Origin of the sequence: Pseudoalteromonas sp. SG41-2, from assembly GCF_014164535.1 — a bacterium.
Lineage (GTDB): Bacteria > Pseudomonadota > Gammaproteobacteria > Enterobacterales > Alteromonadaceae > Pseudoalteromonas > Pseudoalteromonas rhizosphaerae.
The window spans coordinates 58,375-83,277 of sequence record NZ_JACJFK010000012.1 but is presented as its reverse complement, the minus strand read 5'-3'; the positions used below and the strand labels follow the sequence as shown (position 1 = coordinate 83,277).

Below are 24,903 nucleotides of genomic sequence, written 5' to 3'. Positions count from 1 at the left end.
TCCTTACCAGTGTATGTGCTCACCTTGCCAATCAATGTAGGCGGGTTGACCTACCTCAGTGAGCTGTTCAGGTTGTTGTAAAAGAGTATAAAGTTGTGATGCTACAAACTCAGGTGTAAAGAGCTTACCTGCGGGTACATTTTTTTGAAACGGCTTAGATAAATTAGTATCTGTTGTGCCCGGATGAAAAAGAATTAAACGTGTTTGTTTTGCGCGTCGTTGCAGTTCAATAGCTGCTGTTTTGAATAACATATTAAGTGCTGCTTTTGAGGCGCGGTAGCTGTACCAGCCGCCTAAGTTATTGTCTGTAATACTACCTACTCGCGCACTTAAGGCCGTTATGGTACAAGGTGTTTTGTGGCTAAGTAGCGGCGCGATTGCTTGCAGGCACAAAATAGGAGTCAATGTATTGGTGTTGAGTAAGGTATTGAAATAATGCTCATCGATATCGTCGAGTTTTTTTTCAGGCATAGATTGCGCATAATGTAGCTGGCCGTTAAAAATAACTACCTGAGTTGGGTATATTGCGCGCTCTTTAAGTAAGTTTGTTAATTCACTTAAGCGTGCTTTGGAATAGTCACAAACAAACTGCTCAACAACAATACCGACAGCGGATGTGTCAATAGAGCTGCGACTTACACAAAAAACTATAGCCTGTGGATCGTGTTTGGCAATTTCTTTTAGATACGCATTTGCAATTTCACTACTTGCACCGAAAATAATATAAGCGTTAGTCATTATTTTATCCCACAACTTGATTGACAGAAAATGCGTGTGATCTGTCTGCGGTACTTAGCAAACAGGCGATAACCTAAATCGGCAATAAAGCGTATTATGGGTAATTGTAGCAGCTTTAGCCATGAATGACGGCCAACCGTTTGCCATGCTTCAAATGTGACATCTAATCCGTAAATCATTTCACCGTTATCACGCTGGCCATGCAAAAACGCCATGGCATCGTGGCGTTTTATGTTTTTAAAGCGCTGCTCAAAATCATCTTTATTTATATCTTCGAGTATTATTTTGTTGTGTGTGTCAGCACGCTTAAGTGAATCCATTTCTTTAACACAAAGCGGGCAATTACCATCGTAAAAAATAATCATAGTTACTCAAAATTCATCGATTCATTATGTCTTGTTACGAAATAGAATAAGCCTTGGATCTGTTAAATTATCCATTTGGATGATATTAATAGAGTCTTACAAATATAAAGGTAAGCAAAGTGTCGATTTTTTACCGCATTTTACACTCCACACTTAAAAATTGAACACGGCTTATTATTAGTACCTTTATGGTATAAACATCAACAATGGAGTATCAGGAATGAGTGAACAATATGCCGCCTTGCGTGGGAACGTTAATTTATTGGGGCAATTATTAGGCCAAACAATCAAAGACGCCCAAGGACAAGCGATTTTAGATAAAGTAGAAGAAATTCGAGCTTTAGCTAAGTCATCCCGCACAGGAAACGAGCAAGACCGCCATACCTTAATTAATGTTCTGCATGCTTTAACCGATGAAGAGTTACTGCCAGTGGCACGTGCTTTTAATCACTTTTTGAATTTAGCCAATGTTGCAGAGCAGTTTCATACTATTTCTCGTTTTAATGACGTGGGTTTTTGTCAGCTAAGCCCGTTAACACAAACTTTAAAAACATTAGCTAGCCACGCACAGCAGGGTAAAATAAATCCCAATGAAATCGCAGAAAGTTTAGCTAAACTGCATATCAATTTAGTTTTAACTGCACACCCAACTGAAGTAACTCGTCGTACAATTATTAACAAACACGTTGAATTAAGTGATTGTTTAGCAGCTCTTGAGCGTACCGATAACCTGCCTTATGAGCGTGAAAATATATTAAACCGTATCGCACAGTTGATCAGCCAAGCATGGCATACAGACGACATCCGTCGTTCACGTCCAACCCCAATTGATGAAGCAAAATGGGGTTTTGCAGTTATCGAAAATAGCCTATGGCATGCCGTTCCGCGTTTTTTACGAGACTTTAATAAAGAAGTAAAAGAGCACCTTGATTTAGAGTTACCAAACGATTACAGCCCCGTTGAATTTACCTCATGGATGGGGGGCGATCGCGATGGCAATCCATTTGTAACAGCATTAGTGACGCAGCAAGTGCTGGATCATGGGCGCTGGATGGCACTGGATTTATACAGTCGCGATATCGACACTTTAAGCACTGAGCTTTCTATGTCACAAGCCAGTGATGAGCTAGTCGAGCTCGCTGGACAAGATTTTGAACCGTATCGTGCGGTATTAAAAGTACTCAAAGCGCAAGTGAGTGAAACCGTTGCTCATCTTGGCGCTAAAATTATGAATAAGCGCACCGATGCACAAGACATCGTTACTGACATTGAGCAGTTAAAGCAGCCGCTTGAGGCATGCTACCGTTCTTTGCTTAAGAGTAACATTGCGGTGGTAGCCAATGGCTTATTATTAGATGTGTTACGTCGTATTAATAGCTTTGGTATTCGTTTAGCTAAACTTGATGTGCGCCAAGACTCATCACGCCACAGTCAGGTATTTTCAGAGCTCACTCGTTATTTAGGTTTAGGTGATTACGACCAATGGCAAGAAGAAGATAAGCAGGCATTTTTATTAGCCGAGCTTAACTCTCGTCGCCCGCTTATTCCTAAACATTGGCAACCAAGCGCTGATGTAAAAGAAGTCCTCGACACCTTTGATGTAATCGCCAAGCAAGATGCGTCGACGTTTGGTTTATATATTATTTCAATGGCACGCACAGCCTCTGATGTATTAGCAGTACAACTGCTATTAAAAGAAAGTGGTTGTAGTTTTAAACTGCCTGTTGCGCCATTATTTGAAACCTTAGATGACTTAAATGCAGGCAGCGATGTTATTACTCAATTGCTAGATAATAACTGGTATCGAGGCCAAGCTGAGGGCATACAGAATGTTATGATAGGTTACTCAGATTCAGCCAAAGATGCTGGGATGATGGCTGCCGGGTGGGCGCAATACGAGGCAATGGATAAGCTTGTACAATTGGCAGAGCAACGTGGTATTGAGCTGATATTATTCCATGGCCGTGGTGGTACTGTTGGCCGTGGTGGCGCACCTGCTGCGCAAGCCTTGCGTTCACAGCCACCAGGTTCACTCAAAGGTGGCCTGCGTGTTACCGAACAAGGGGAGATGATCCGCTTTAAATTTGGCCTACCTAATGTGGCGCTGGAAAGTCTAAACATCTATGCCGGTGCTGTGCTTGAAAGTAATTTGTTACCACCACCAGAGCCAAAAGATGAATGGCGTGATGTAATGGCGTTGATCAGTGAAAAGTCATGTGAGCATTACCGTAATGTAGTGCGTTTTGATGAAGACTTTGTGCCGTACTTTAGAATGGCAACACCAGAGCAGGAACTATCAAAATTACCGCTTGGTTCGCGTCCAGCAAAGCGTAATCCCAATGGTGGTGTTGAAAGCCTGCGAGCTATTCCGTGGATTTTTGCTTGGAGTCAAAATCGCTTAATGCTACCAGCATGGCTTGGGGCACTAACTGGTTTACAAGCTGCACTTGAAAAACACGGCATAGACACCCTTAATGAGATGAGTCAACGCTGGCCGTTTTTCAGAGCCCGTCTAGAAATGCTTGAAATGGTATTCAGTAAAGCGGACTGTTGGTTAAGTGCGCATTACGACGACGCTTTAGTTGAAGAGCAATACAAACCACTAGGTGAAAAACTGCGTAAAGAGCTCAAGCAGGCTATTTCACTGGTACAATCGTTAAGTCCACAGCAAAGTTTGCTTGCCGATCAACCTTGGATAAAAGAGTCTATTGGTTTGCGCAACCCGTATACGGATCCATTGAATGTGCTTCAAGTTGAGTTGTTAAAACGTTCGCGCGAAGCGGCAGAAGGCAGCTCTGGTGACATTGATAACGCGTTAATGATTACTATGACTGGGATTGCCGCAGGTATGCGTAATACCGGTTGATTATCCAATAATTAAGTGTGGACTTCTTTGCTGTGTTTAGCAGCGAGAGGTCCATTAATTAGTTAATTGAGCACTAACAGTGCGCTGTGCTGGTAAGGTTCGGCGCATATATTACCAAGTAAGTTATATTTATCCGCATTAAACATCTTATTTAATCTTAGTTCAGCTTAGATGTATTGAATACAGTTACTTCCTATCGTTAAGCTGTTTCAGGTTATAACTTAGTTACAACAAGGTATTTTTTGGTATCATTTTAGCAAAAAAAACCATCCTTTATTCTGTATTAACGCTCTGGTCAGACCTGATTTGCTACTAGATATTGACTGTCTGTTTTTTTTATCTAGAATGTCGGTTGTTTTGTCATTTTATGGCAATTGTACTAATAATCGAGTAGTAATTATGTCAAATGTGTCTACTTGCATCACGTATGATGCATCTACGTCATTAATAATGATGACGCTTAGAGGGACGGCAAGTGCACAGGATGTGATGAACTTTTATCAAATTGCGCAGCAGTATGTATCTATTTACGGCAGTAATAAATTACTCGTTGATGTGTCTGAATTAACGCATAAATTTCCGGCAAGTGAACTGCTGACTATTATGCCAGCAGTATCTCAGTGGTTAGCTAGTTGCTTTATTGCTCGCGTCGTTAGTTTTGATGGTTTTATGCACGATTTGTTTTTGCAAAAAGCACAGCGCTTTGATATAAAAGCAGAAAATTTTGATTGTTTTAACAGCGCGAAAAATTGGTTAGTAAATCAACCTAGCATTTAAGCGTTGAACCTTCTAAACTAGTTAGCCATTAAATCATAAAACTAGTCTATGTCTTCATTAACGCCTACAGTAAGTACTCAAACTAGCTGCGTTTTTAGCTTCAGTGAAAAACAACAGCAGCAGTTATATCTTCACGTAAAACAGCACAAGGGTATTTTAAATACCGCTGATATCACAGCTTTGTGCGCGCAATATAAGCAACCTGTCGAGGTTATACTGCGTGCCTGTTTACCTATTGCTGCAAAATTTGCAGTTGTGCCTATTTCACATTTTTTTGTTGGGGCAATTGTAGTTGGCTACGATAAACACGGTGAGCAACATTTTTATTTTGGGGCTAACGTTGAATTTGCACAACAAGCATTAAGCTTAGTGGTTCATGCTGAGCAATCGGCAATTAATAACGCTTGGCTCAATGGCGCGAAAAAAATAGCTAAAATTGCTATCAGTGATGCGCCATGTGGTTATTGTCGTCAATTTATGAATGAGTTGGCTGATGCGCAGAGCTTTGATATTTTATTACCGCAGCAGCAATTCAAGCTGGCTGATTTACTCCCTCACTCATTTGGCCCGCAAGATTTAGGTAATTCTTATAGTTTGTTTAACCCTGCTCCACAACAGCATGAATTTGTTGTAACTGATGAACTGGATAAAACGTTGCTAAGTTATGCGTTGGCTGCATATGTACCTTACTCTGAAAATTACAGCGCAGTGAAAATTAGTACTTTCGAAAATGGTAATTTTTATGGTTGTTATGCGGAAAATGCCGCGTATAGCCCGAGCTTATCACCACTGCAAAGTGCGGTGAGTCAATTGCATTTAGCCGGTTTGGCAATGACTAAAGATGTTGTCAAAGGGATTGAGTTACTACAAACGCAGGGTAAGGGAAATCAGTTAAGTGTCAGTCAAGCAGTACTGGCAAGTTACACTGATTTGCCAGTACTACAAAGTATTAGTTTAAATATTAAGCCAACAGCAGTTTAGCGGCTTCGAGTACCACGGCGACTGATTTTTTCTCAATCTCGCCGTGATCTACATTGGGGATTTCTTGGCGAGTACGATTAACCAACACACCAGCTACACAGGCGGCTTTTAGCCCCAGTGCTGCACACATTGTAAATAAGGTTGCTGATTCCATTTCATAGTTCATCACGCCCAGCTTTTGCCATTCTTCACAGCTACCTTGAAATGCTTTTGGTACATAACCCGAGTAAGTGTCGTAACGTTCTTGACCTGGGTAAAAAGTATCGCTTGATGCAGTAATACCAATATGAAAATCAATGCCTAAATTACCGCACGCATTTACCATCGCTTGAGTGGCGAAAAAGTCAGACACCGCAGGGTAGTTCAATGGCGCAAAATGTTGGCTCGCACCATCTAAACGCACAGATGCTTGGCTGATTAAAATATCACCTTCATTAATATGAGGTTGAATAGCGCCAGTTGTGCCAATTCGTAAGAATGTTTCAACTCCCAATTGCGCCAGCTCTTCTACTGCAATGGAGGTTGAAGGACCACCAATACCGGTTGAGCAAATAACCACAGAGTTACCGTTAAGTTGACCTAAGTAAGCATGAAATTCTCGGGTTTGGACGAGGCAAGTTGGGTTTTCGAGAAAAGTTGAAATACGTGCTGCACGATCTGGATCGCCCGGTACAATTGCAAGTTTTGCACCGTGTAGATCGTCGCGGGTGAGTCCTAAGTGAAATACCTTTTCCATAGCGGGGCCTTATTTATAACTTTTGTTCTAACGTCAGTTAATAACGCTAATTTATAAAGAGTTGTTGTCAATTTAGCATAATTACTACAATGCATTGCCTTGTACAGGACGGATGTCCGTTATCAAATTTATTCATTCTCTTTGAATATTCAAGCAACTGACTTTAATTTGTGTCATCGCCGGTAGTTGACTTGTATTCATAGACACTATATCAATCCTACTAGGCACTCTATTTTAGTTTATACGTTGTTGGACGAATAAGTATAACCAATTGTTATTATAGAGATTTATATAGTTATTTAAAATGTAGCTAAAGCGGCGAGAGTAATAAAATTGCGAGTGAAAATCGGCGCGTGAATCTTTTATTAATTTTATTTTCAACAACGCTCTTTTGCATAACTACGCAAAAGCACACAGTAAGGAATTGCAATGAGCACACAATGGCACACATTTAAAAGTAAAGTTGAGCACTGTTTATGTCCGCCGGGCGATGGCGTTTTTACGGTTAATACTGCAAAAGAACGTAAAGCGGCGCTGCGTATGAAACTGTATGGGCAAGAAGATAATATCGATACGCTATGGCGTGCATCACTCGATACACTTAGTCAAAGTGAGCATAAAGCGGTGACTTTAGGTATTAGCTCTGACTGTGGTGGTGGCATTTTACGCGGCGCCAACTGGGGGCCATTGTTTTTACGCTCAACATTGATTGATCAGCAGCCTCAGGCAAAGTCGTTTGATTTAGGTGATGTAAGGGTTATCCCACATTTACTGCATGATAAATATTTAAACGACGCGACTATCAGTAATTGCCAACAGGCATTATATGATAATCCAAGCAGTGAGTATTATGTCAGCCCGTTGTCTATCACTGAAGATGTATGCGATAGCTTTTATGCAACGTTTACTGATAAAGGCATTTTTGGTATTGGTGGTGATCATTCAATTAGTTACCCGTTAACTAAAGCGTATTTGAAGGCAAAGCGTGCGCAAGGTAAACGCACTGCGATTATTCACTTTGATGCGCATACCGATTTACTCGTTGAACGTTTAGGTATCGATTTATGTTTTGGCTCGTGGTGCACTCATATTTTAGAGTTTTTACCTGCACCGCATCATCTGATCCAATTTGGTATTCGTTCAAGCGGTAAGCCAAAAGAGCACTGGGAATCTACCTTTGGCGTTAAACAACATTGGGCCCATGAGATCATCGAACGAGGCGCGCCGGCAATTGCCGCAGAAGTCATTGCTCAGCTTAAAGCTGACAATGTTGATGAACTCTACGTCAGCTTTGATATTGACGCCCTCGATGAAGAGTTTGCATCAGCAACAGGCACACCCGAAGGGAACGGTTTAACGCCGCAGCATGCTTTGGATATCTTGGTTGCTTTGGCTGATGAATTTCCGATCACTGGCGCTGATATGATGGAAATTGCCCCATTTACTGACAGTTCACTGATTGGTCAATCGAGTTCAGATACAACGCTTAGAGAAGGTGCAAAAATTTCAGCATTTTTAATTAATGCCATGAACCGCGCATAGTCAATAACAGTTCATTTAAGCAGCCTGCTACGGCATGCTGCTTTTTAAATTCACAAATCAGCTATTTGCCGTTATATTTAATTTACATCAACAGATGCTTAAAGTAATAATCGGTGGGGCAAGAGTGGCTAAGTGGTGTTATTTTTTATTTATAATCTTAAGTAATCAAAGTCTCGCTAAATTAAATGTGGTGACGGAATATTTTCCGCCTGCTCAATATCTTGATGAAAACGAACAACTTGTTGGCTATATCGCTGATAAAGTTCAAATGGTGTTAGCTTCTTCAACACTCGATTATACAATTTCAGTGCATAGTTGGAGTACTGCATTTAATATGGTACTGCGCGATCCGCAAACGTGCATTTTTTCTATGGCGCGCTCAACTTCTCGTGAAAAGCAATTTATTTGGATTGCAGAATTAGCACAGTTGAACACTTATCTTTATGCTTTGAATTCGAAAAGCATCGTTATAGATTCCCTAGAGCAAGCAAAGCAATACCGAATTGCGGTATTAAAAGATAATTACAGCCATCACTTTTTATTATCACAGGGCTTTGAAGAAGGTGTAAATCTAATGCTGATGAATAGTTTTGATAATATTTTTAAAATAGTTCAAAGCCGTCAAAGCACTATCGATATCGTCGTATTACCTGAACAACGCGTTAAATTTGAACAGTCTAAAAGGCAGGTTACTGACAAGTTAACACCAATTTTAAGACTCAAGATCACGCAACCAGCACTGTATTTTGCTTGTAACAAAGCGCTAGATAAGCCAACTCAAACCAAACTCAGCAACGCATTCAACGCGTATCAGTAAGCTTTTATTGTTGGTAATGCACTGATATTTAATTACTTTTAATATTAATTAAATTTAAATTGCCCAACCTTTAAAAGGGGTTATAATCCAGCTGCTTTTGCTTATAAAAGCGCTTATTTTTGGAGTTATAAATGGGTGACTTAATCGGGATTGGTTTATTAATCTTGATCAGTGCGTTATTTGCTATGTCGGAAATCGCCATCGCAGCATCACGTAAAATTAAATTAAGAGTCATGGCTGACGAAGGCAATGCTAAAGCGGCTGCAGTGTTAAAGCTGCAAGAGCAACCCGGTGCTTTTTTTGCCATGATCCAAATTGCCCTTAATGCAATTGCTATTTTAGGCGGTATAGTGGGCGAACAAGCGCTTTCACCTTATGTTGAAAGTGTGCTTGTGTTATTTTATCAAGGACCGTTACTGGCGCAAATTAGCTTTTTACTGTCGTTTTTGACAATTACTTCATTGTTTATTTTATTTGCTGATTTATTACCAAAACGCTTAGCTATGATCCTACCAGAGGCTGTTGCGGTTCGCGTAGTCATGATTATGCGTTGGGTAACGTATGCATTAACACCGTTAGTATTGTTTTTTAATGGTGTAACTAACATTGTTTTACGCTTATTCAATGTGCCGGCAGAGCGTGAAGACATTGTAACCACCGAAGACATAGTCGCAATGATGGATGCAGGCGCAGAATATGGCAGCTTACAACAACAAGAATATGATTTAATTGGTAATGTATTTGATTTAGAAGCGCGCTTTTTATCGAGTGTAATGTCACCTAGAGATCAAATAGTCTACTTTGATATTAACGAAGCCAGCGATAGTATTTCGGGCAAAATCATTGATCATCCACATAATCATTTTTTGGTATGCAATGGCAATTTAGATAAATTAATTGGCTCAGTTGAATCAAAAGATATTCTTCGCCAAGTGCTCAAAGGCGATGCAGCGAATATTAACGACGAAATGCTCGAAAAAGAGATTTTTTATCTACCAGAAACACTGAGTTTGTCAGAGGCATTAAATGCCTTTAAAGGCGCAGCAAAACCCTTCGCAGTGGTGGTAAATGAATACGCACTTGTCGTGGGAATTGTGACAGTTAAAGATCTTATGAAAGGCTTTATGGGAGATTTGATCACCCATAATGGTGATGAATTAATTATCGCACGTGATGCAAATTCATGGTTAGTTGATGGTTTAACTCCAGCCGTTGAGCTGGCAAAAGTGCTCGGTGTGGATGAATTTCCAGAGCAAATGCATTATGAAACTGTTGCCGGATTTTTAATTTATACCATGAAGCGAATTCCTAAACGTGCAGAATATATTCAATTCGCAGGTTTTAAATTTGAAGTGGTGGATGTTGAAGGGATCCGAGTTGAGCAATTATTGGTGTCTAAAATACTACCGGTAGAACCAGTCTTACAATAAAACGTGAGGCGCTATGCGCCTCATTATTTATTCAAAAGCGCCTTTTATTATTGCAAACCCTTGCTCAACCATATGAATGCCATTACTCCATACATGTTGTGGCGCTAAAGTGTTGCTATCAAGTAGAACTAAGTCGGCGTCTGAGCCTTTGCTAATAGTGCCTTTTTTAATCCCCAGTACATTAGCGGGATTAGTGGTTATGGCCATTAATGCGTGCTCTATACTCACCTCATATTGATGTACAGCTTGTTGAAAAGCACCTAACAGAGAGGCTTCTTTACCAATTTCAAGCCCGAGCAAATTAAATTGCTCGTCAAATATTGGCAGGCTGGCATGGCCATCTGAACTCATAGTCAATTGTGTTGGCTTAACATTGTGTGTTAAACAGTAAGCTAACGCTTGCGCGGCAGCATATTCGCCATGGGCAAGATCATACTCAGTTGTGCTGGTGGTAAAATCAATTGTACCGCCGGCTTCACAAAATAAAATCCCAGCGTCAAGCAGCGCTTTATTTCTATTCATGTGTGTTGGATAAAACTGACTCAATGAAATATCAGTATTTTTATCAACCTCATGCAGAATCGCTAAGTGACTATTAACGGGGCCGACATGAATGCTCACGGTGCCTTTTTTTGCGCTTAGCATGCCGGCGACTTTTGCTTCTGCTGCCAACTCTGCGAGTTGTTGAACGGTGGGTTGGCTGCTACGGTGATCTGAAATTGCCACTTCGCCTACGCCAATAAACTCGTCAATATACATTAGGTCATTTGTAATACTACCCGTCAGTGTTTTAGCGGGTAAGTGATAAGAGCCAGTATGGCAAAATACATTAAGACCAAGCTCTTTTAAGCCTTTCGCTTTAGCAACTAAGTTGGTTAGTGTGCGACTGCTTGAGTCAGTGCCCAGCGCTGCAATAACGGTTGTAATACCTGCTAAGGTGGCATCAGTTAAGTTCATTTCTGGCGTTCGACTAGTAAAACCTGCTTCGCCGCCACCGCCTGTAATATGGACCAAAGAGTCAACAAAGCCTGGTACTAGAATGTTTCCTCGGCCATCGATAATCTTTACTTCGGTATTACTTTCTAGTTTGATCTCGGTTCGAAAATCAATCACTTTAGAACCAGCGATGAGTACATCCATCTGCCCTTGAGGGCTTGGAGTATAAAGGTTTGCACCTCGAATTAATGTCAACATAGTGAAGTCTTTTTATTGATAATTGATAAAATAAGCAAGAAATATGAAGCCGCTTGCTAAAGTAAATAATGCTAAAGTGAAACGCCAAATAAAGGCTGCCCATTCGCTCCAATCAAGCTTTACAATACCTAAGCAACCGATCAAGCTGGCTGAGGTTGGAATGAATATATTCGTTAAGCCATCGCCAAACTGAAAAGCTAATACCACAATTTGTCGTGAGACATTGAGTAAATCGCCTAATGGAGACATCAGTGGCATAGTGATAGCGGCTTGGCCGGACCCTGAAGAAACAAAAAAGTTAAACACACTTTGAAATAATAACATTCCCCATGCCGCAACAAAGTCTGGTACCGCAGCGATACTACTAGCACTATGATAAAGTAATGTATTTAAGGTTGACGGTGCATTTAAATCACTGCCGCCAAGTAATAATACCACCCCTTTGGCAAGAGCGACTAACATGGCTGCGGGCAACAATTCTTGTGCGCCATGTTTAAATGCATCAGCACTTTGGTTAGCTGTTTGTTTATTAAAAATACTGGCGATAAAAGCACTGAGCACACCAATACAAAAAAACTGTGCTGCGAGCTCTGGAATATAGTATTGGCGCGCCATCACACCCCATACAACCCAAGTAATACCCGCTATAAATGTAATCAAAATAAGTTTATCGGCGGTATCTAATTTTATCTCAGTAGGGGAATTGCTTTGCGCGGTGTTGATGGTTCTGATCGAGTTGGCATAACGTACAGTAAAAAATAAACCAAATAGTGTAAACACAACCCATGCGATCATTCTAAAGCCAGCCCCAGAAAAAACCGGTATTTCGGCAATAGATTGTGCAATTGCAATACTAAAAGGATTCATCCAAGACGTTGCAAAGCCAATTTGTGTGGCAACATACGTAGTTAAAACCGTTACTTTGGCATCATAGCCGAGCTGTTTCATGATCGGTAGCAACACAATACAAAAAGCAATGGCTTCTTCACCCATACCAAATACTGCGCCACCTAAGGAAAATAACACAAATAATAATGGTAGAAACAGCCATTCAATTCGTTGTGTTTTATTGATAAGCGCCATAATACCGTTATTAATTGCGCCCGTTTTCATAATGATACCGAATGCACCACCAGTAATTAATATAAACGCCATAACACCGATAGTTGCGCCGTACTTGTCACCCGAGACTAAACCTTCAAACAACACATTTGCCAGACCAATTTCACCGCCTTCAGCAAACAGCGGTGTTTGCTCGCTAACAGCCACTGTTTGGTATTGAGAAAGTTCAACATTGTGGCTATCTTTTTGGGAGTTAAACATCCCAGGAGTAATAAACAAGGTTGCCAAGTAGGCAATTAATGCAACTGATAACAAGATGATACTTGCATCAGGCATAGTAAATTGTTTGTTTTTCATAATTTCACTTTTCGCAAAGAAATAGGTTGCTTAGACTAAGCCGCACACCTGCTTATTTTAACACGAAGTTTATTTGAATAAGTGACCTTACTCTACAAAGCAAAGCCACTTAGTACAATTTGGATGGTGTTACGCACAGCGACTAGCACGGCGCGTATAATTTTTAGAAACGATAGCTGACACTAAATGTATAACGCGCGCCATAAGCATTATGGTTTATAGAATCAAAACCACGACTTGAGCCGTATAGCTGTGGCGGCTCTTTGTCAAAAATATTATCAATGCGCGCTCTTAAGGTAAGGGCTTTATTTACGTAGTAACCTGCAGATAAATCCCATACGAGCCAATCGTCAACTTGATGATTACCTTGTGAGTCAAGTTTACCTAAACTTTCCAGTTCATCAATTTCACGGCCTCTAAGTCCTTCAATGTCATCATCATAGCTGCTGGTGTAATTTGCGCCAAGGTTTAGGTAGTAGCTTTGAGCTTCCCAATCGATTGACATACGACCGATGTTTTCAGGGTAGCGATACGTGCCAACTAACTTTTCAATGGCATCAGAGCCTGGTTTATTGCGCTCAAATTCAAGATAGTGCGTGCCATCAAATGCAAAAGTTAAATCGCCACCTGAAAGCCTAAAACGGTGATCAAACTTAATATCAATCCCTGCTAATGTTTGTGTGCCGGTATTTTCAAGTGGGATAACATGGTCACGAAATAATGGTAAAAATAGCTCATCATCACGTGGGTTAAACTCGGTAATATAGTTATCTAAAATTTCATTTAGGTTGGCACCATCTTGCTCGATACTTAAACCACTATTGTCACTGATATCACATAGCTCATTATCGTAAGAAATACCTTGTTGACCTTCTGGGACAATACCGCAATGGCGCAGTGATGCATCAGTAATGGCACGATCTAGCACCGCAGTCATATTAGTATCAATCACTTCTTCGTGATCAAACTGCCAGTAATCAACGGTTAGGTTAGTATCAGCGCTTGGGCTCCAAGCAAAACCAACACTAATAGCTTCTGATTCTTCAGCTTTAAGATTTTTATTTCCAAGCTCGAGTGAGTTAACACTTACCTCTGTTCCTTGGCCCATACAATAAAGATCAGATACTGCTTGGTTAGCACCGCAATCGAAGGTTGATTGAGTGGTTCTTAATTTAACACCAGCTTGCGTAAGAGAAGGGGCACGGAATGACGTAGACCATGAGCCACGTAACACTAACGAGTCGTTAGGACGATAGCTTAAGCCTATTTTTGGATTAAAGGTGCCGCCAAAATCGTCATAATGATCGTAACGTCCTGCCGCCTGTAGCTCAACTTGATCGGTCAATGATACACTTATTTCTGCGAACGCCGCGTATTGAGTGCGATCAGCCTCTGATAAGCTCGAGCCAAAACCAAATACATCCACTAAGTAGCCGTTTTCAGGGCGTGCTTGCGAGTCAAGTGATGGAATGTCAGTTAATTCTTCACGGCGAGCTTCAACTCCAAATGATGCATAAGCGGGTAAATCATTAAAGGTGAATAGCTCACCGTTAAAGTTTACATCCCAGCCGTATACGGTGCTTTCGCCACTGCGTGTTGGACGTGCCTGTGCCGTTGCTAAAACCGCATCGTTGGCGGCATCGCCTTGCACAAATGGATTATAAAATGGCAGTAAATCGCCTGATACACAGTTAAGGTTTGCGCCGTCGTAGTTTGCTAATGTACCGTCTGAGCATAGTTCACCAGTAATGGCGGCATGAAATTGATAGCGATTGTAAATACCATCAATGGCTTCTTGCTCAGAGCTTGAGCGAGAAAAGGTTACGCCTGACTCCCAGCTCCAGTCACCAACATCACCTGCAAGGCTACTCACTAAGCGGAAGTTTTTAGTTTCTACTTCGACAGTACGTGGGGCATTAAAACGCGCATCAAAGCCAAAGCCGTAAACTTCGCGGCCAGCTTGCGTATCAAATTCAAATGGGTCAATAAACACTTGATCCATCAAATCATTACTGCCATCTGCATTATCATAAATGAACAGCGCATCTTCTAAAATGAAAGGACCATCTTCATCATTTATTTGATTAATCGGTGAGGGTGACGAGTACGCTTTTGCCTTTGTTTGGCTATAGAAAAAGTCAGTATGCCAATCAAGACCGCCTAAGCTGCTATTGAACATAAAGCCAGTCGATAGACTCTCAAATGGCGTATCCAGATAATCGTCTTGATTTGGGTAATAGGCACAAATGTCTTCACCAAATTCAGTTGTAACTAATTCAGTCTGGCAATTTGGCGCTGGCAATTCATTCCCATCACGCGAGCTGTAATAATAAATATTTGGCGCGTTTTCAAGTTTTGGTAAGTACGAATAACTATTCACCAGTGGTGATGATGCAGTGAAATCTCGATCGGTTGCTTTAAATGCGTTACGGTCAAAAATATCGGCAAAAACCGTTAAGTTACTCTCACCAATGTTTGTACCGTATACTAGGTTAAGCTGTTTTTTACCTTCGTCATGGCTGTTAAAGCTATTTGCGTAGGATGCGTTTACTTCAGCGCCTTCAAAGTCATCTTTTAAAATATAGTTAATTACACCTGCTACGGCATCTGCACCGTAAACCGCTGATGCACCGGTTGCAAGAATATCAATGCGCTCGATAGCTGCAAGTGGAATTGAGTTCACATCGACAAAGTTTTCCGTGCCAGCGGCAAATGAACTGGGCGCAACACGACGACCATTAATCAGTGTTAATGTGGCTGATGGGCCCATGCCACGTAGGCTTGCTGCAGATTGTCCCGCAGGTGTTGAAGTGGACGTGCCACCGCTTTCTGAAGTGGAAAAAGTGCCGCTACCACCTTTGAACACGGATAAATCCTTTAGTAATTCGTGAATCGTGTTGGCGCCAGAGCGTTTGATGGCATCTTGGTCTAATACCGTTAGTGGAATCGTTCCTTCAAGATCGACGCCTTTTAAACGTGATCCGGTGACTTCTACTCGTTCAATGTTTTCAGCTTTAGTGTTTTCTTGCGCATACAAAAAAGTTGGGCAAAGCACTGCGCTTATTGCCGTTGCAATAGTTAATTGACGAAACATATTGGTTTACCTTTGTCTTTATTTTAAGCACAGGTGTACTGCACAGTGCTTATTTTTTGATTATTTAGACAGGGCCGTGATCGATAGACACAGTTAGCCCCTCACAGAGAATGTGAGGTAGTGGCTACTCGTCAAACCACTCCGAAAGGTAGTGAGGAGAGTAGAAATATGTACACAGCGATGTTGCGTTTTTAAACATAATTCCAATCCAAAAGGTTTTTGACAAAGCTAGTATTTGGGTGCTAGCTTACTCGCGATTTAAAAGTTCCTTATTTTTATAGCAAGCATAAAGTTTTACTGCAAGCTATTTTTTATCATTTTTTACATGAGTATAACATTATGGAAAACTTTCGGGAACATCTTGCAAAGAGCCCTAAATATGGTTTTTTTGCTGCTTTTACACTGGTAATGGCTGCTTTTTCGGCGAATATATCTGCAAATCAAACTGAGCAAACCTTGCTGTTAATTGGTGGTGCATTAACGACTTGTTCAAGTTTTAGTCCTGAAAATTGCATTGAAAAAACATCATTAATAGGAAAAAAAGCGAATCAATTTCAATTGACGGGCAAAGCACTACAAGAAATAAAAAGCCAATGGCCTGATGATAGTACTAATAATCGCAATGAAACCTTGCGGGTTTTATCAAAAATTGCCAAGCAACAGCCTAATCTTATCGATAAAGGGTCGTTGCTATGGGCTTGGCGGGATTTAGATAGCCGCTCGCTCAATAATTTAACTGATCGAGAATATAACTTTGTCACTGATATGCTGGAAGTGGCGGTTGTTGATGCTAAAGGCCAGCGCATAAAAGAAACGGTGCAAAGTAAACAAAATAATGAGCCGGCTGCTAATGATATAGTTAATTTTATTTCTGCAACAGCTAAAGTAAATAGTAAACAGCCGAGCTTATTAGCTATCACAGCATCGAGTCGCGACCCTTATGAATCGGCTGACTTTTACGAAGGCTTACTGGATTTTGATCGTATTAAAAGTTCATGGCTGGCATTAACTCCGGCATTAGCGCAAGCAATCACAACTGGGCAATGTGAAAAGCTAGCGCAATTTCGCCAGCAAAACATGCAGGTGTTTAATCGCCACAAAATCTATCCTGACCGTATTCAAGCTGAGCAACAACTATGCGACGCGGGTGTTGATAATTTAGTTGCAAAAATCGAATCAGCAACAGGTATTATGCTCAATGGTGGCGATCAAAGTTTAACTCGAAAAGTGTTATTTGATGATACGGGCAAGCCGTATCCATGGACCGATGCTATACGTTCACGTCCGCTATTGGTAGGTACAAGTGCAGGCACAGCCATTCAAAGTGGCGGCAGTAACCAGTTTGGTAGTGTTGCTATGATCACTAATGGCACTAGTTTAGCTGCATTACGTGATGGTGCGCACGCAGTTTCTGCACCGAGTGAACGTTGTGAAGATGATTGTAATCAAGGGCTAAGCGCAGATACATTAACCTATCAAACTAATGGTGGGCTGGGCAGCTTTAGTGCAGGTATAGTTGACACCCATTTTAGTGAGCGAAATCGCACTGTGCGTTTAGCGACATTGCTTGCAAAAACAGGGCAACAGTATGGCTTTGGTGTTGATGAAACGACAGCTTTAGTGTTCATAAAATCACAACAGAGTACGATTGTGACAGTGCTAGGTAAGCATGGGGTTGTGCATTTAAATAAGGGCAAAGATAAATACAGTTTTGATTATTCATTTTGGCCAGCTGGTGCGATTATTGATGTAACACCTCAAGGCTACCAATTAAACCAACGTACTATAGACAGTGCTTTGCCTGCAATTAAAATACCGCCTTTGCCAATGCAGCGTTTTAATAACATACTCACTGATGCTAAATTGCGCTCGCTTACTCAAGCAATGTGTTTAGCTAATGAGCAGTCAGCGGTAGGTCAGCAAGATGAGTTTATAGTGACTTTAAATGCCAGCAAAAATACCCAGTATCAGAGAATAAGTCCAAGCAGTTATGGCTGTGCAATTGAACGACTTAGCGTTAATATTACGACGATTCAATGATGCTTTGATGTAGAGCTACTGTTACTCACAGTAGCTTTTCTTTAAATGACAAAGTAATGTGTTAAATTGTCAAAAACACCAATTTGGATATATTAGCTACCCATTTCCCCTCAAATCTCACAACCGATGATTGAACATCTGCTTGCTGTGTCGCTTTTAGTTCCAGACGTTCAAAATGACTACTTTTAATGTTTACTGCAGCTGCATTGTTATGCTCATTAAAGATAAAATTAACTCTTTTTGTACCTGCAATTAGCAATCGAGTTGTTCTGTTTTTTAGCTCACCGTCAAGTCTTTTTACATCACTTTACATGCTCTTAGATCTTTTAAAAATAATTCTCAATTAACATTGGAAAATGTAATAATTTAATTTAGAATGATCGTTCATTCTAAATTAAGGGTAGTTAACATGCAGCGTTCTCGCGTCGTTCTTTTTACTGTCACCGCTTTGGCAAGTGCAGTTGCTTTATCCGGTTGCGATCAAACTCAGCAGGCGAATGCGCCTGCTTCGCAGCCAGCTCCTGTTGGCGTAATTACATTAAAAAGCCAACCATTAACACTTACTAAGGAGCTTCCTGGACGAGTAACTGCGTCTCAAGTGGCGGAGATTCGTCCTCAGGTAAGCGGTATTATTCAATCACGTTTATTCACTCAAGGTGCTGAAGTTAAAAAAGGTCAGGCTTTATATCAAATCGACCCAGCTACATTTGAAGCGCAAGTGGCAACCAGTAAAGCCGCTATTAGTAAGGCACAAGCAAGCATTGCTAATGCAAAGGCTAAATCAGATCGTTATTCTGAGTTACTAGCAATAAAAGCGGTCAGCCAACAAGATTTTGATGAAGCCGACGCAAGCTATAAAGGCGCCCAGGCTGATTTATTAACGGCTCAAGCGCAGCTTAAAACCGCACAGATCAATTTTAACTATAGTAAGGTTTCATCACCTATTAGTGGTCAAATTGGCAAATCGAACGTGACCGTAGGTGCTTTGGTAAGTGCTAATCAAGCAACCGTGTTAGCAACCGTCACTCAGCTTGACCCAATTTATATTGACCTTACACAGTCAAGTAGTGAGTTGACTCGCTTGAAAAAAGCGATTGCCAATGGTGAGCTTGACAAAGATCTTACTGCGCAATCAAAGGTTGAACTCACTATGGAAGATGGCTCAGTGTATCCGCACACTGGCACTTTGCAGTTTTCTGAAGTGGCTGTTGATCCAAGCACTGGCTCAGTGACTTTACGAGCAGAATTTCCAAATCCAGAAAAGCTATTATTACCAGGTATGTACGTCAGAGCTGTGGTTGTTGAAGGTGTTAAGTCTGATGCTATTTTAGTACCACAACGTGGTGTGAGTCGTAATAGCAAAGGTGAGCCTACAGCGATGGTGGTGAGTAAAGACAATACTGTTGAAGCGCGAGTATTAAAAACTGACCGCACAGTAGGTGCTAACTGGTTAGTGACAAGTGGCTTGAACGACGGCGATCAACTGATTGTTGAAGGTTTACAAAAAATAGCACCGGGCGCACCTGTTAATGCAGTGCCTGCCGACTCAGCTGCTAAAACTCAATAACGGAGCATTTTAATGTCACGATTTTTTATCGACCGGCCTATCTTTGCATGGGTACTGGCCATTATTGTTATGTTGGCGGGTATACTTGCAATTAAAGCGCTACCTATTGCTCAGTATCCGTCTATTGCGCCTCCGGCAATTAGTGTTCAAGCTAATTATCCAGGTGCTTCCGCACGTACGTTAGAAGATACTGTTACGCAGGTTATTGAACAAAAGATGAAAGGATTAGATGGCTTGTTGTATATGTCATCAACCTCGGAATCAAATGGCTCGGCAACTTTAACACTAACGTTTGATGCTGATACCGACCCAGATATTGCACAAGTTCAAGTGCAAAATAAACTTGCCTTGGCAACCCCGTTATTGCCACAAGAAGTGCAACGCCAAGGTGTATCAGTAGCTAAATCTGCACGTAACTTTTTAATGGTTGTTGGTTTTGTTTCTGAAGATGGCAGCATGAATAATATCGACATTGGTGATTATGTTGCATCCAATGTGCAAGATATCGTGTCGCGCGTTGATGGCGTAGGTGAAGTGCAGTTATTTGGCTCACAGTATGCGATGCGTATCTGGTTAGACCCTAGTATGCTGCAAAAATATAAACTGACTCCTGCAGATATTAGTGCGTCTATTAGTGCTCAAAATGCGCAAGTATCGGCAGGTCAACTTGGTGCTTTACCTGCGATTTCAGGGCAGCAGCTTAATGCCACTGTGACTGCGCAAAGTCGCTTACAAACACCAGAACAATTTCGCAATATTTTTGTCAAAAACAATGAGGATGGTTCTGTAGTTCGCTTAGGCGATGTCGCAAAAGTCGAACTTGGCGGTGAAAGCTACGGTGTTGTGGCGCGCTTTAATGGTAAACCAGCGTCAGGTTTAGGTATTAAACTTGCCAGTGGTGCAAACGCTCTTGATACTGCTGCGGGTGTTAAAACTGCATTGGCTGAACTAGAGCCTTTTTTCCCTGAAGGGTTAGCCAGTGTTGTACCTTACGACACCACTCCGTTTGTATCATTATCAATTGAAAAAGTAGTGAGTACATTAATCGAAGCCGTGGTGTTAGTGTTTTTAGTTATGTACTTGTTTTTACAAAACTTTAGAGCAACTCTAATTCCTACTATTGCAGTGCCTGTGGTTTTATTGGGTACATTTGCTGTGCTGCAAGTACTCGGTTATTCAATTAATACCTTGACCATGTTTGCTATGGTACTGGCCATTGGCTTGTTAGTTGATGATGCCATCGTGGTGGTTGAAAACGTTGAGCGGGTGATGACCGAAGAAAAACTTTCACCGCTTGAAGCTACGCGAAAATCGATGGATGAAATCAAAGGTGCACTAGTTGGTATTGCTATGGTGTTATCGGCCGTATTTATCCCAATGGCGTTCTTTGCAGGCTCGACAGGGGTTATTTATCGTCAGTTCTCAGTAACCTTAGTAACTGCTATGAGTTTATCTGTTTTAGTGGCACTTATTTTAACACCAGCACTGTGTGCAACCATGTTAAAACCGAGCCACGTACATAATAACTCATCATTTATTGGTCGCTTTTTTATGGGCTTTAACCGTGGCTTTGAAAAGACCAATACCGGCGCACAAAACTTTGTAAGCCGTATGATCAAGCAAAGTAAGCGCTATTTATTGTGTTACGGCTTAATTGTTGGCGGTATGATCTATATTTTCTCACAACTTCCTTCAGCATTTTTACCTGATGAAGACCAAGGTATTTTGTTCAATCAAGTAAGTTTACCAGCAGGAGCAACCACTGAGCAGACATTAAAAGTCGTTGAGAAAATGGAAAAACATTTCCTAGAAGATCAGTCTGAAGCTGTTCGTTCTGTGTTTAGTGTAACTGGCTTTAGCTTCGCAGGCTCTGGGCAAAATGCAGCGCTTGGCTTTGTTGGTTTAAAACACTGGGATGAGCGTCAACGCGATGATTTATCGGTTGGTGCAGTTGCAGGTAAAGCTATGGGTTATTTTTCTACGATAAAAGAAGCCTTTGTTTTTGCTTTCCCACCACCTGCGGTTGTTGAGCTTGGTACTGCCAATGGCTTTACCTTGTTTTTACAAGATAGGGTTGGGCTTGGTCACGACAAATTACTCGAAGCGCGAAATATGCTACTAGGCATGGCTTCACAAAGTCCTGTATTAGCGGGCGTTCGTCCTAATGGTCAAGAAGATAAACCAGAGCTTGAACTGGATATTGATTTAGCAAAAGCGCAAGCACTTGGGCTGACCCAAGCAGATATCAATAGTACTTTGTCTACCGCGTGGGGTAGTAGCTATGTGAATGACTTTATCGACCGTGGTCGAGTAAAAAAAGTGTTTTTACAAGGTACGCCAGAGTCTCGTATGGTGCCGGAAGATTTAGATAAATGGTATGTACGTAATAGTAATGGCGATATGGTGCCATTTAGCGCGTTTGCTCAGTCGTACTGGACCTATGGTTCGCCGCGTCTTGAACGCTATAACGGCTTTTCGGCAATGGAAATTCAAGGTGCAGCAGCGCCAGGCTATAGTACCGGTCAAGCCATGGATGAAATGGAGAAATTGGTTAGCCAGTTACCAACCGGGATTGCCTTTGAATGGACTGGTATTTCGTATGAAGAGCGTTTAAGTGGCGGACAAGCGCCATTATTGTATGCGTTGTCGTTATTAGTGGTATTTTTGTGCTTAGCTGCATTGTATGAAAGTTGGTCGGTGCCTGCTGCGGTAATGATGATTGTTCCTTTAGGTGTATTCGGCGCTGCAATGGCTGCCTTTATAGGTAACTTATCAAATGATATTTACTTACAAGTAGGCTTGTTGACTACCATAGGGCTGGCATCTAAAAATGCCATTTTGATTGTTGAGTTCGCAATTCATAAAATGGATGAAGGCATGGGGCTGGTGGATGCTGCAATTAACTCTGTTAAGCTACGACTACGACCAATTTTAATGACTTCTATGGCATTTATTTGTGGCGTTCTACCTTTAGCTATTGCATCAAGTGCTGGTTCTGGTGCACAAAATGCTCTAGGTATCTCAGTCATAGGTGGCACGCTCGCATCGTCAATATTGGCTGTGATATTTGTACCGTTATTCTTTGTATTAGTGCGCAGAGTTTTTCCAGGTAAACACAAAGCTGTGACACAGGAGCAACCATAATGACATTCAAAACGTTAAGCCTAGCGAGTCTAAGCGTATTCGTGCTCAGTGCTTGTCAAATGGCTCCACCGCTTGAGGATATCGTGTTGCCGGTGCCTGATAGCTACGCAATACAGAGCGAACAAGGTAATACGGCTGATTTAAGATGGCAGCAGTTTTTTGCGAATGAAAAGTTGCAACACTTGATTGAACAAACATTAGCTCATAATAAAGACCTTAAACTTGCCGCACTTAATGTGCAGCAAGTTCGTGCGCTTTATCAAATCGAAGACTCTGCCTTATATCCGTCAATCGATTTTGCTGCGTCGGGCACGCGTCAGCGCTTACCGGGAGACTTAACGTCAACCGGTAATGCACAAATTAGCGATAGCTATCAAGCTACCGTGGGGATGACCGCGTATGAGCTCGATATATGGGGCAAAATTCGTAATCAATCTGATCAAGCACTGCAAACTTTGTACGCGTCAGAGCAAACTCAAACGAGTGTAAAAATTAGCTTAATTTCTGAGTTGGTAAGTGCGTGGCTAAATTACGCTGCTGATAAAGAGCAGTTAGCGCTTGCTACGCAAACCCTAAAAAGTCAGCAGGCATCACTGGCGTTAACCGAAAAAACCTATGCACTTGGCGCGGCATCAAAGTTAACGTTGGCACAAATTGAGAGCACTGTAGCCACCGCAAAAGTTGATATTGCTAACTATCAGCGCTTGTTAAAGCGTGATAAAAATGCCCTTGATTTATTAGTCGGTCAGCCGGTTTCAGCGCAGTTGTTACCTGTTGAGAGTTTAGATGAAGTACTAAATTTCCCGACCGTGCCTGTAGGCTTACCATCCGAGTTACTTGAGCAACGTCCTGATATTAAAGCAGCAGAGTTTCAGTTATTAGCTGCTAACGCTAATATCGGTGTTGCGAAGGCGGCATTTTTTCCGAGCATTAGCTTAACGGCTAATGCAGGGAGTGCGTCGAGTGATCTAGATAATTTGTTTTCAAGTGGCACTGGCACTTGGAGCTTTATGCCATCGATCACGATACCGATATTTAATATGGGTCGTAATCAAGCAAACTTAGATGTTGCGCAAACTCAACAACAGATTGCGCTAACTACCTATGAACAAACGATTCAACAGGCATTTAAAGAAGTCTCTGATGCGCTTGCCGATAGGGAAGGCTATATGCAGCAGCTAAGTGCGCTTGAAGATCTGTATAACAGTAATCAAGTGTCGTTTACACTCTCTGAAGCTCGCTTTGAAAAAGGCGCCGATAGCTATTTACAAGTGCTGGATGCACAACGTAATTGGTACAGTGCAGGGCAACAACTCATTAGCGGTAAAAAAGCCTATATTACGAGCCAAATTAGTTTGTATAAAGCGGTTGGAGGCGGTTGGCAACGATCGGCTCAACAGAGTGAATAGCCGCTAGGCTGCACCACTATATAGTTTATCACTAGTTTATTAAGTTCTTTGTGGCAACTGACAAAGTTGATGTAAAAGGGCATATAAGCTAGTGATAATTATTAGGTTAAAGAAAAGCAGCGCTTTTCGGAGTTACTATGAAAGAAAAATCTAAAAGACAAACCGACCCTGCACTTGTGCAAGCACGCCGTGAGCAAGTGCTTAGTGCTGCGGCCGATTGTTTTAGACGAAAAGGCTATCATGGCGCAGGAATGGCCGAGATCTCAAAGACCGCAGGGATGAGCGCAGGACATATTTACAATTACTTTGCTAGTAAAGAAGCGATCATTGAATCGATTATAGAACAGGATATGGAAAAGCTGTTCTCTATTTTTCAGGAGTATGAAGATCAACCTGGTGACTTAGTAACGATTCTACTCGATGGTCTAGACTATGCAGTGGAACATCATACTGATGTAAACCAAGGAGCACTCGATTTAGAGATGTTCGCTGAAGCTGCGCGCAACGATAAAGTGGCAGAGCAGTTGCGAAAGTCTGATTGTTACGCCAGAGAGAAAATGCGAAATCTTTTATTGAGTGAACGCAGTTTGATAAAAGATCTTAGTGCAACTGAACTTGAAAGCCGTATCGAAGTGATGTTTGCAATGATAAATGGGATCACCATACGCAAAACCCTTAATCCACATGTTGATAAAGCCACGCTATTATTAGCGCTTCGCCCGGCAATGCGGGTGTTGCTTATACCGTTCTAATTAGAGCCGAGGCCTTAACCGCAAAGAGGTGT

At 41.5% G+C, this 24,903-nt stretch carries 17 protein-coding genes; 11 read left to right on the top strand and 6 right to left on the bottom strand.

The window, feature by feature from the left end:
* Window positions 1-3: 3 nt before the first annotated feature.
* Both H5186_RS11370 and H5186_RS11365 read right to left on the bottom strand, forming a co-directional pair.
* On the bottom strand, window positions 4-738 hold the full coding sequence (locus tag H5186_RS11370) for an SDR family NAD(P)-dependent oxidoreductase (RefSeq protein ID WP_182794471.1): 735 nt from the start codon (window positions 736-738) through the stop codon (window positions 4-6).
* Entirely contained in the window at window positions 738-1,103 is a 366-nt protein-coding gene (locus H5186_RS11365) for a thiol-disulfide oxidoreductase DCC family protein (RefSeq protein ID WP_149979962.1), read from the bottom strand. The genes H5186_RS11370 and H5186_RS11365 overlap by 1 nt, the downstream gene beginning before the upstream one ends.
* A gap of 220 nt (window positions 1,104-1,323) precedes the next feature.
* Between H5186_RS11365 and ppc the strand changes: the two genes are divergently transcribed.
* The 3 genes from ppc to cdd all read left to right on the top strand — a co-directional run bounded on the left by ppc (window position 1,324) and on the right by cdd (window position 5,727).
* Window positions 1,324-3,969, top strand: a complete 2,646-nt coding sequence (gene ppc / locus H5186_RS11360) for a phosphoenolpyruvate carboxylase (protein ID WP_182783538.1) — start codon at window positions 1,324-1,326, stop codon at window positions 3,967-3,969.
* 399 nt (window positions 3,970-4,368) lie between these two features.
* Window positions 4,369-4,746: a hypothetical protein gene (locus H5186_RS11355; RefSeq protein ID WP_145234423.1), complete on the top strand. Its 378-nt coding sequence runs from the start codon at window positions 4,369-4,371 to the stop codon at window positions 4,744-4,746.
* 48 nt (window positions 4,747-4,794) lie between these two features.
* A complete protein-coding gene (cdd, locus tag H5186_RS11350; protein ID WP_145234421.1) occupies window positions 4,795-5,727 on the top strand; it encodes a cytidine deaminase in 933 nt (310 codons plus the stop codon).
* On the opposite strand, the gene udp is transcribed toward cdd, so the two are convergent.
* The gene (gene udp, locus H5186_RS11345) at window positions 5,708-6,463 is read right to left on the bottom strand and encodes a uridine phosphorylase (RefSeq protein WP_149979966.1); all 756 of its coding nucleotides are present in this window, start codon (window positions 6,461-6,463) and stop codon (window positions 5,708-5,710) included. The genes cdd and udp overlap by 20 nt on opposite strands.
* Before the next feature lie 429 nt (window positions 6,464-6,892).
* Between udp and H5186_RS11340 the strand changes: the two genes are divergently transcribed.
* From H5186_RS11340 to H5186_RS11330, 3 genes are all read left to right on the top strand, one after another.
* Window positions 6,893-8,005: an arginase family protein gene (locus H5186_RS11340; RefSeq protein ID WP_182717603.1), complete on the top strand. Its 1,113-nt coding sequence runs from the start codon at window positions 6,893-6,895 to the stop codon at window positions 8,003-8,005.
* 34 nt (window positions 8,006-8,039) lie between these two features.
* Complete coding sequence (locus H5186_RS11335) at window positions 8,040-8,822, top strand: ABC transporter substrate-binding protein (protein ID WP_259399157.1); 783 nt, start codon at window positions 8,040-8,042, stop codon at window positions 8,820-8,822.
* 131 nt (window positions 8,823-8,953) lie between these two features.
* Window positions 8,954-10,252, top strand: a complete 1,299-nt coding sequence (locus tag H5186_RS11330) for a hemolysin family protein (protein ID WP_182794470.1) — start codon at window positions 8,954-8,956, stop codon at window positions 10,250-10,252.
* A gap of 27 nt (window positions 10,253-10,279) precedes the next feature.
* On the opposite strand, the gene iadA is transcribed toward H5186_RS11330, so the two are convergent.
* From iadA to H5186_RS11315, 3 genes are all read right to left on the bottom strand, one after another.
* Window positions 10,280-11,446 (bottom strand): beta-aspartyl-peptidase, encoded by a 1,167-nt coding sequence (iadA, locus tag H5186_RS11325; RefSeq protein ID WP_182717601.1) that lies wholly within the window; start codon window positions 11,444-11,446, stop codon window positions 10,280-10,282.
* Window positions 11,447-11,458: 12 nt separating this feature from the next.
* Window positions 11,459-12,865: a putative basic amino acid antiporter YfcC gene (gene yfcC / locus H5186_RS11320; protein WP_182760774.1), complete on the bottom strand. Its 1,407-nt coding sequence runs from the start codon at window positions 12,863-12,865 to the stop codon at window positions 11,459-11,461.
* 163 nt (window positions 12,866-13,028) lie between these two features.
* Window positions 13,029-15,959 (bottom strand): TonB-dependent receptor domain-containing protein, encoded by a 2,931-nt coding sequence (locus H5186_RS11315; protein ID WP_182717599.1) that lies wholly within the window; start codon window positions 15,957-15,959, stop codon window positions 13,029-13,031.
* A gap of 339 nt (window positions 15,960-16,298) precedes the next feature.
* On the opposite strand from H5186_RS11315, the gene H5186_RS11310 reads away from it, so the two are divergent.
* The 5 genes from H5186_RS11310 to H5186_RS11290 all read left to right on the top strand — a co-directional run bounded on the left by H5186_RS11310 (window position 16,299) and on the right by H5186_RS11290 (window position 24,871).
* Window positions 16,299-17,999: a cyanophycinase gene (locus H5186_RS11310; RefSeq protein ID WP_182783532.1), complete on the top strand. Its 1,701-nt coding sequence runs from the start codon at window positions 16,299-16,301 to the stop codon at window positions 17,997-17,999.
* A gap of 409 nt (window positions 18,000-18,408) precedes the next feature.
* The gene (locus H5186_RS11305; protein ID WP_182739500.1) at window positions 18,409-19,566 is read left to right on the top strand and encodes an efflux RND transporter periplasmic adaptor subunit; all 1,158 of its coding nucleotides are present in this window, start codon (window positions 18,409-18,411) and stop codon (window positions 19,564-19,566) included.
* Window positions 19,567-19,578: 12 nt separating this feature from the next.
* Complete coding sequence (locus H5186_RS11300; protein WP_182794469.1) at window positions 19,579-22,710, top strand: efflux RND transporter permease subunit; 3,132 nt, start codon at window positions 19,579-19,581, stop codon at window positions 22,708-22,710.
* Window positions 22,710-24,119, top strand: a complete 1,410-nt coding sequence (locus tag H5186_RS11295; RefSeq protein ID WP_182739502.1) for an efflux transporter outer membrane subunit — start codon at window positions 22,710-22,712, stop codon at window positions 24,117-24,119. Before H5186_RS11300 ends, H5186_RS11295 begins: the two co-directional genes overlap by 1 nt.
* A gap of 137 nt (window positions 24,120-24,256) precedes the next feature.
* The gene (locus tag H5186_RS11290) at window positions 24,257-24,871 is read left to right on the top strand and encodes a TetR/AcrR family transcriptional regulator (RefSeq protein WP_182717593.1); all 615 of its coding nucleotides are present in this window, start codon (window positions 24,257-24,259) and stop codon (window positions 24,869-24,871) included.
* Window positions 24,872-24,903: the final 32 nt, after the last annotated feature.

Excerpts from the sequence above, each read along its gene's own strand:
- H5186_RS11370 (WP_182794471.1), bottom strand. The coding sequence starts at position 738 with ATGACTAACGCTTATATTATTTTCGGTGCAAGTAGTGAAATTGCAAAT.
- H5186_RS11365 (WP_149979962.1), bottom strand. The coding sequence starts at position 1,103 with ATGATTATTTTTTACGATGGTAATTGCCCGCTTTGTGTTAAAGAAATG.
- ppc (WP_182783538.1), top strand. The coding sequence starts at position 1,324 with ATGAGTGAACAATATGCCGCCTTGCGTGGGAACGTTAATTTATTGGGG.
- H5186_RS11355 (WP_145234423.1), top strand. The coding sequence starts at position 4,369 with ATGTCAAATGTGTCTACTTGCATCACGTATGATGCATCTACGTCATTA.
- cdd (WP_145234421.1), top strand. The coding sequence starts at position 4,795 with ATGTCTTCATTAACGCCTACAGTAAGTACTCAAACTAGCTGCGTTTTT.
- udp (WP_149979966.1), bottom strand. The coding sequence starts at position 6,463 with ATGGAAAAGGTATTTCACTTAGGACTCACCCGCGACGATCTACACGGT.
- H5186_RS11340 (WP_182717603.1), top strand. The coding sequence starts at position 6,893 with ATGAGCACACAATGGCACACATTTAAAAGTAAAGTTGAGCACTGTTTA.
- H5186_RS11335 (WP_259399157.1), top strand. The coding sequence starts at position 8,040 with ATGCTGCTTTTTAAATTCACAAATCAGCTATTTGCCGTTATATTTAAT.
- H5186_RS11330 (WP_182794470.1), top strand. The coding sequence starts at position 8,954 with ATGGGTGACTTAATCGGGATTGGTTTATTAATCTTGATCAGTGCGTTA.
- iadA (WP_182717601.1), bottom strand. The coding sequence starts at position 11,446 with ATGTTGACATTAATTCGAGGTGCAAACCTTTATACTCCAAGCCCTCAA.
- yfcC (WP_182760774.1), bottom strand. The coding sequence starts at position 12,865 with ATGAAAAACAAACAATTTACTATGCCTGATGCAAGTATCATCTTGTTA.
- H5186_RS11315 (WP_182717599.1), bottom strand. The coding sequence starts at position 15,959 with ATGTTTCGTCAATTAACTATTGCAACGGCAATAAGCGCAGTGCTTTGC.
- H5186_RS11310 (WP_182783532.1), top strand. The coding sequence starts at position 16,299 with ATGGAAAACTTTCGGGAACATCTTGCAAAGAGCCCTAAATATGGTTTT.
- H5186_RS11305 (WP_182739500.1), top strand. The coding sequence starts at position 18,409 with ATGCAGCGTTCTCGCGTCGTTCTTTTTACTGTCACCGCTTTGGCAAGT.
- H5186_RS11300 (WP_182794469.1), top strand. The coding sequence starts at position 19,579 with ATGTCACGATTTTTTATCGACCGGCCTATCTTTGCATGGGTACTGGCC.
- H5186_RS11295 (WP_182739502.1), top strand. The coding sequence starts at position 22,710 with ATGACATTCAAAACGTTAAGCCTAGCGAGTCTAAGCGTATTCGTGCTC.
- H5186_RS11290 (WP_182717593.1), top strand. The coding sequence starts at position 24,257 with ATGAAAGAAAAATCTAAAAGACAAACCGACCCTGCACTTGTGCAAGCA.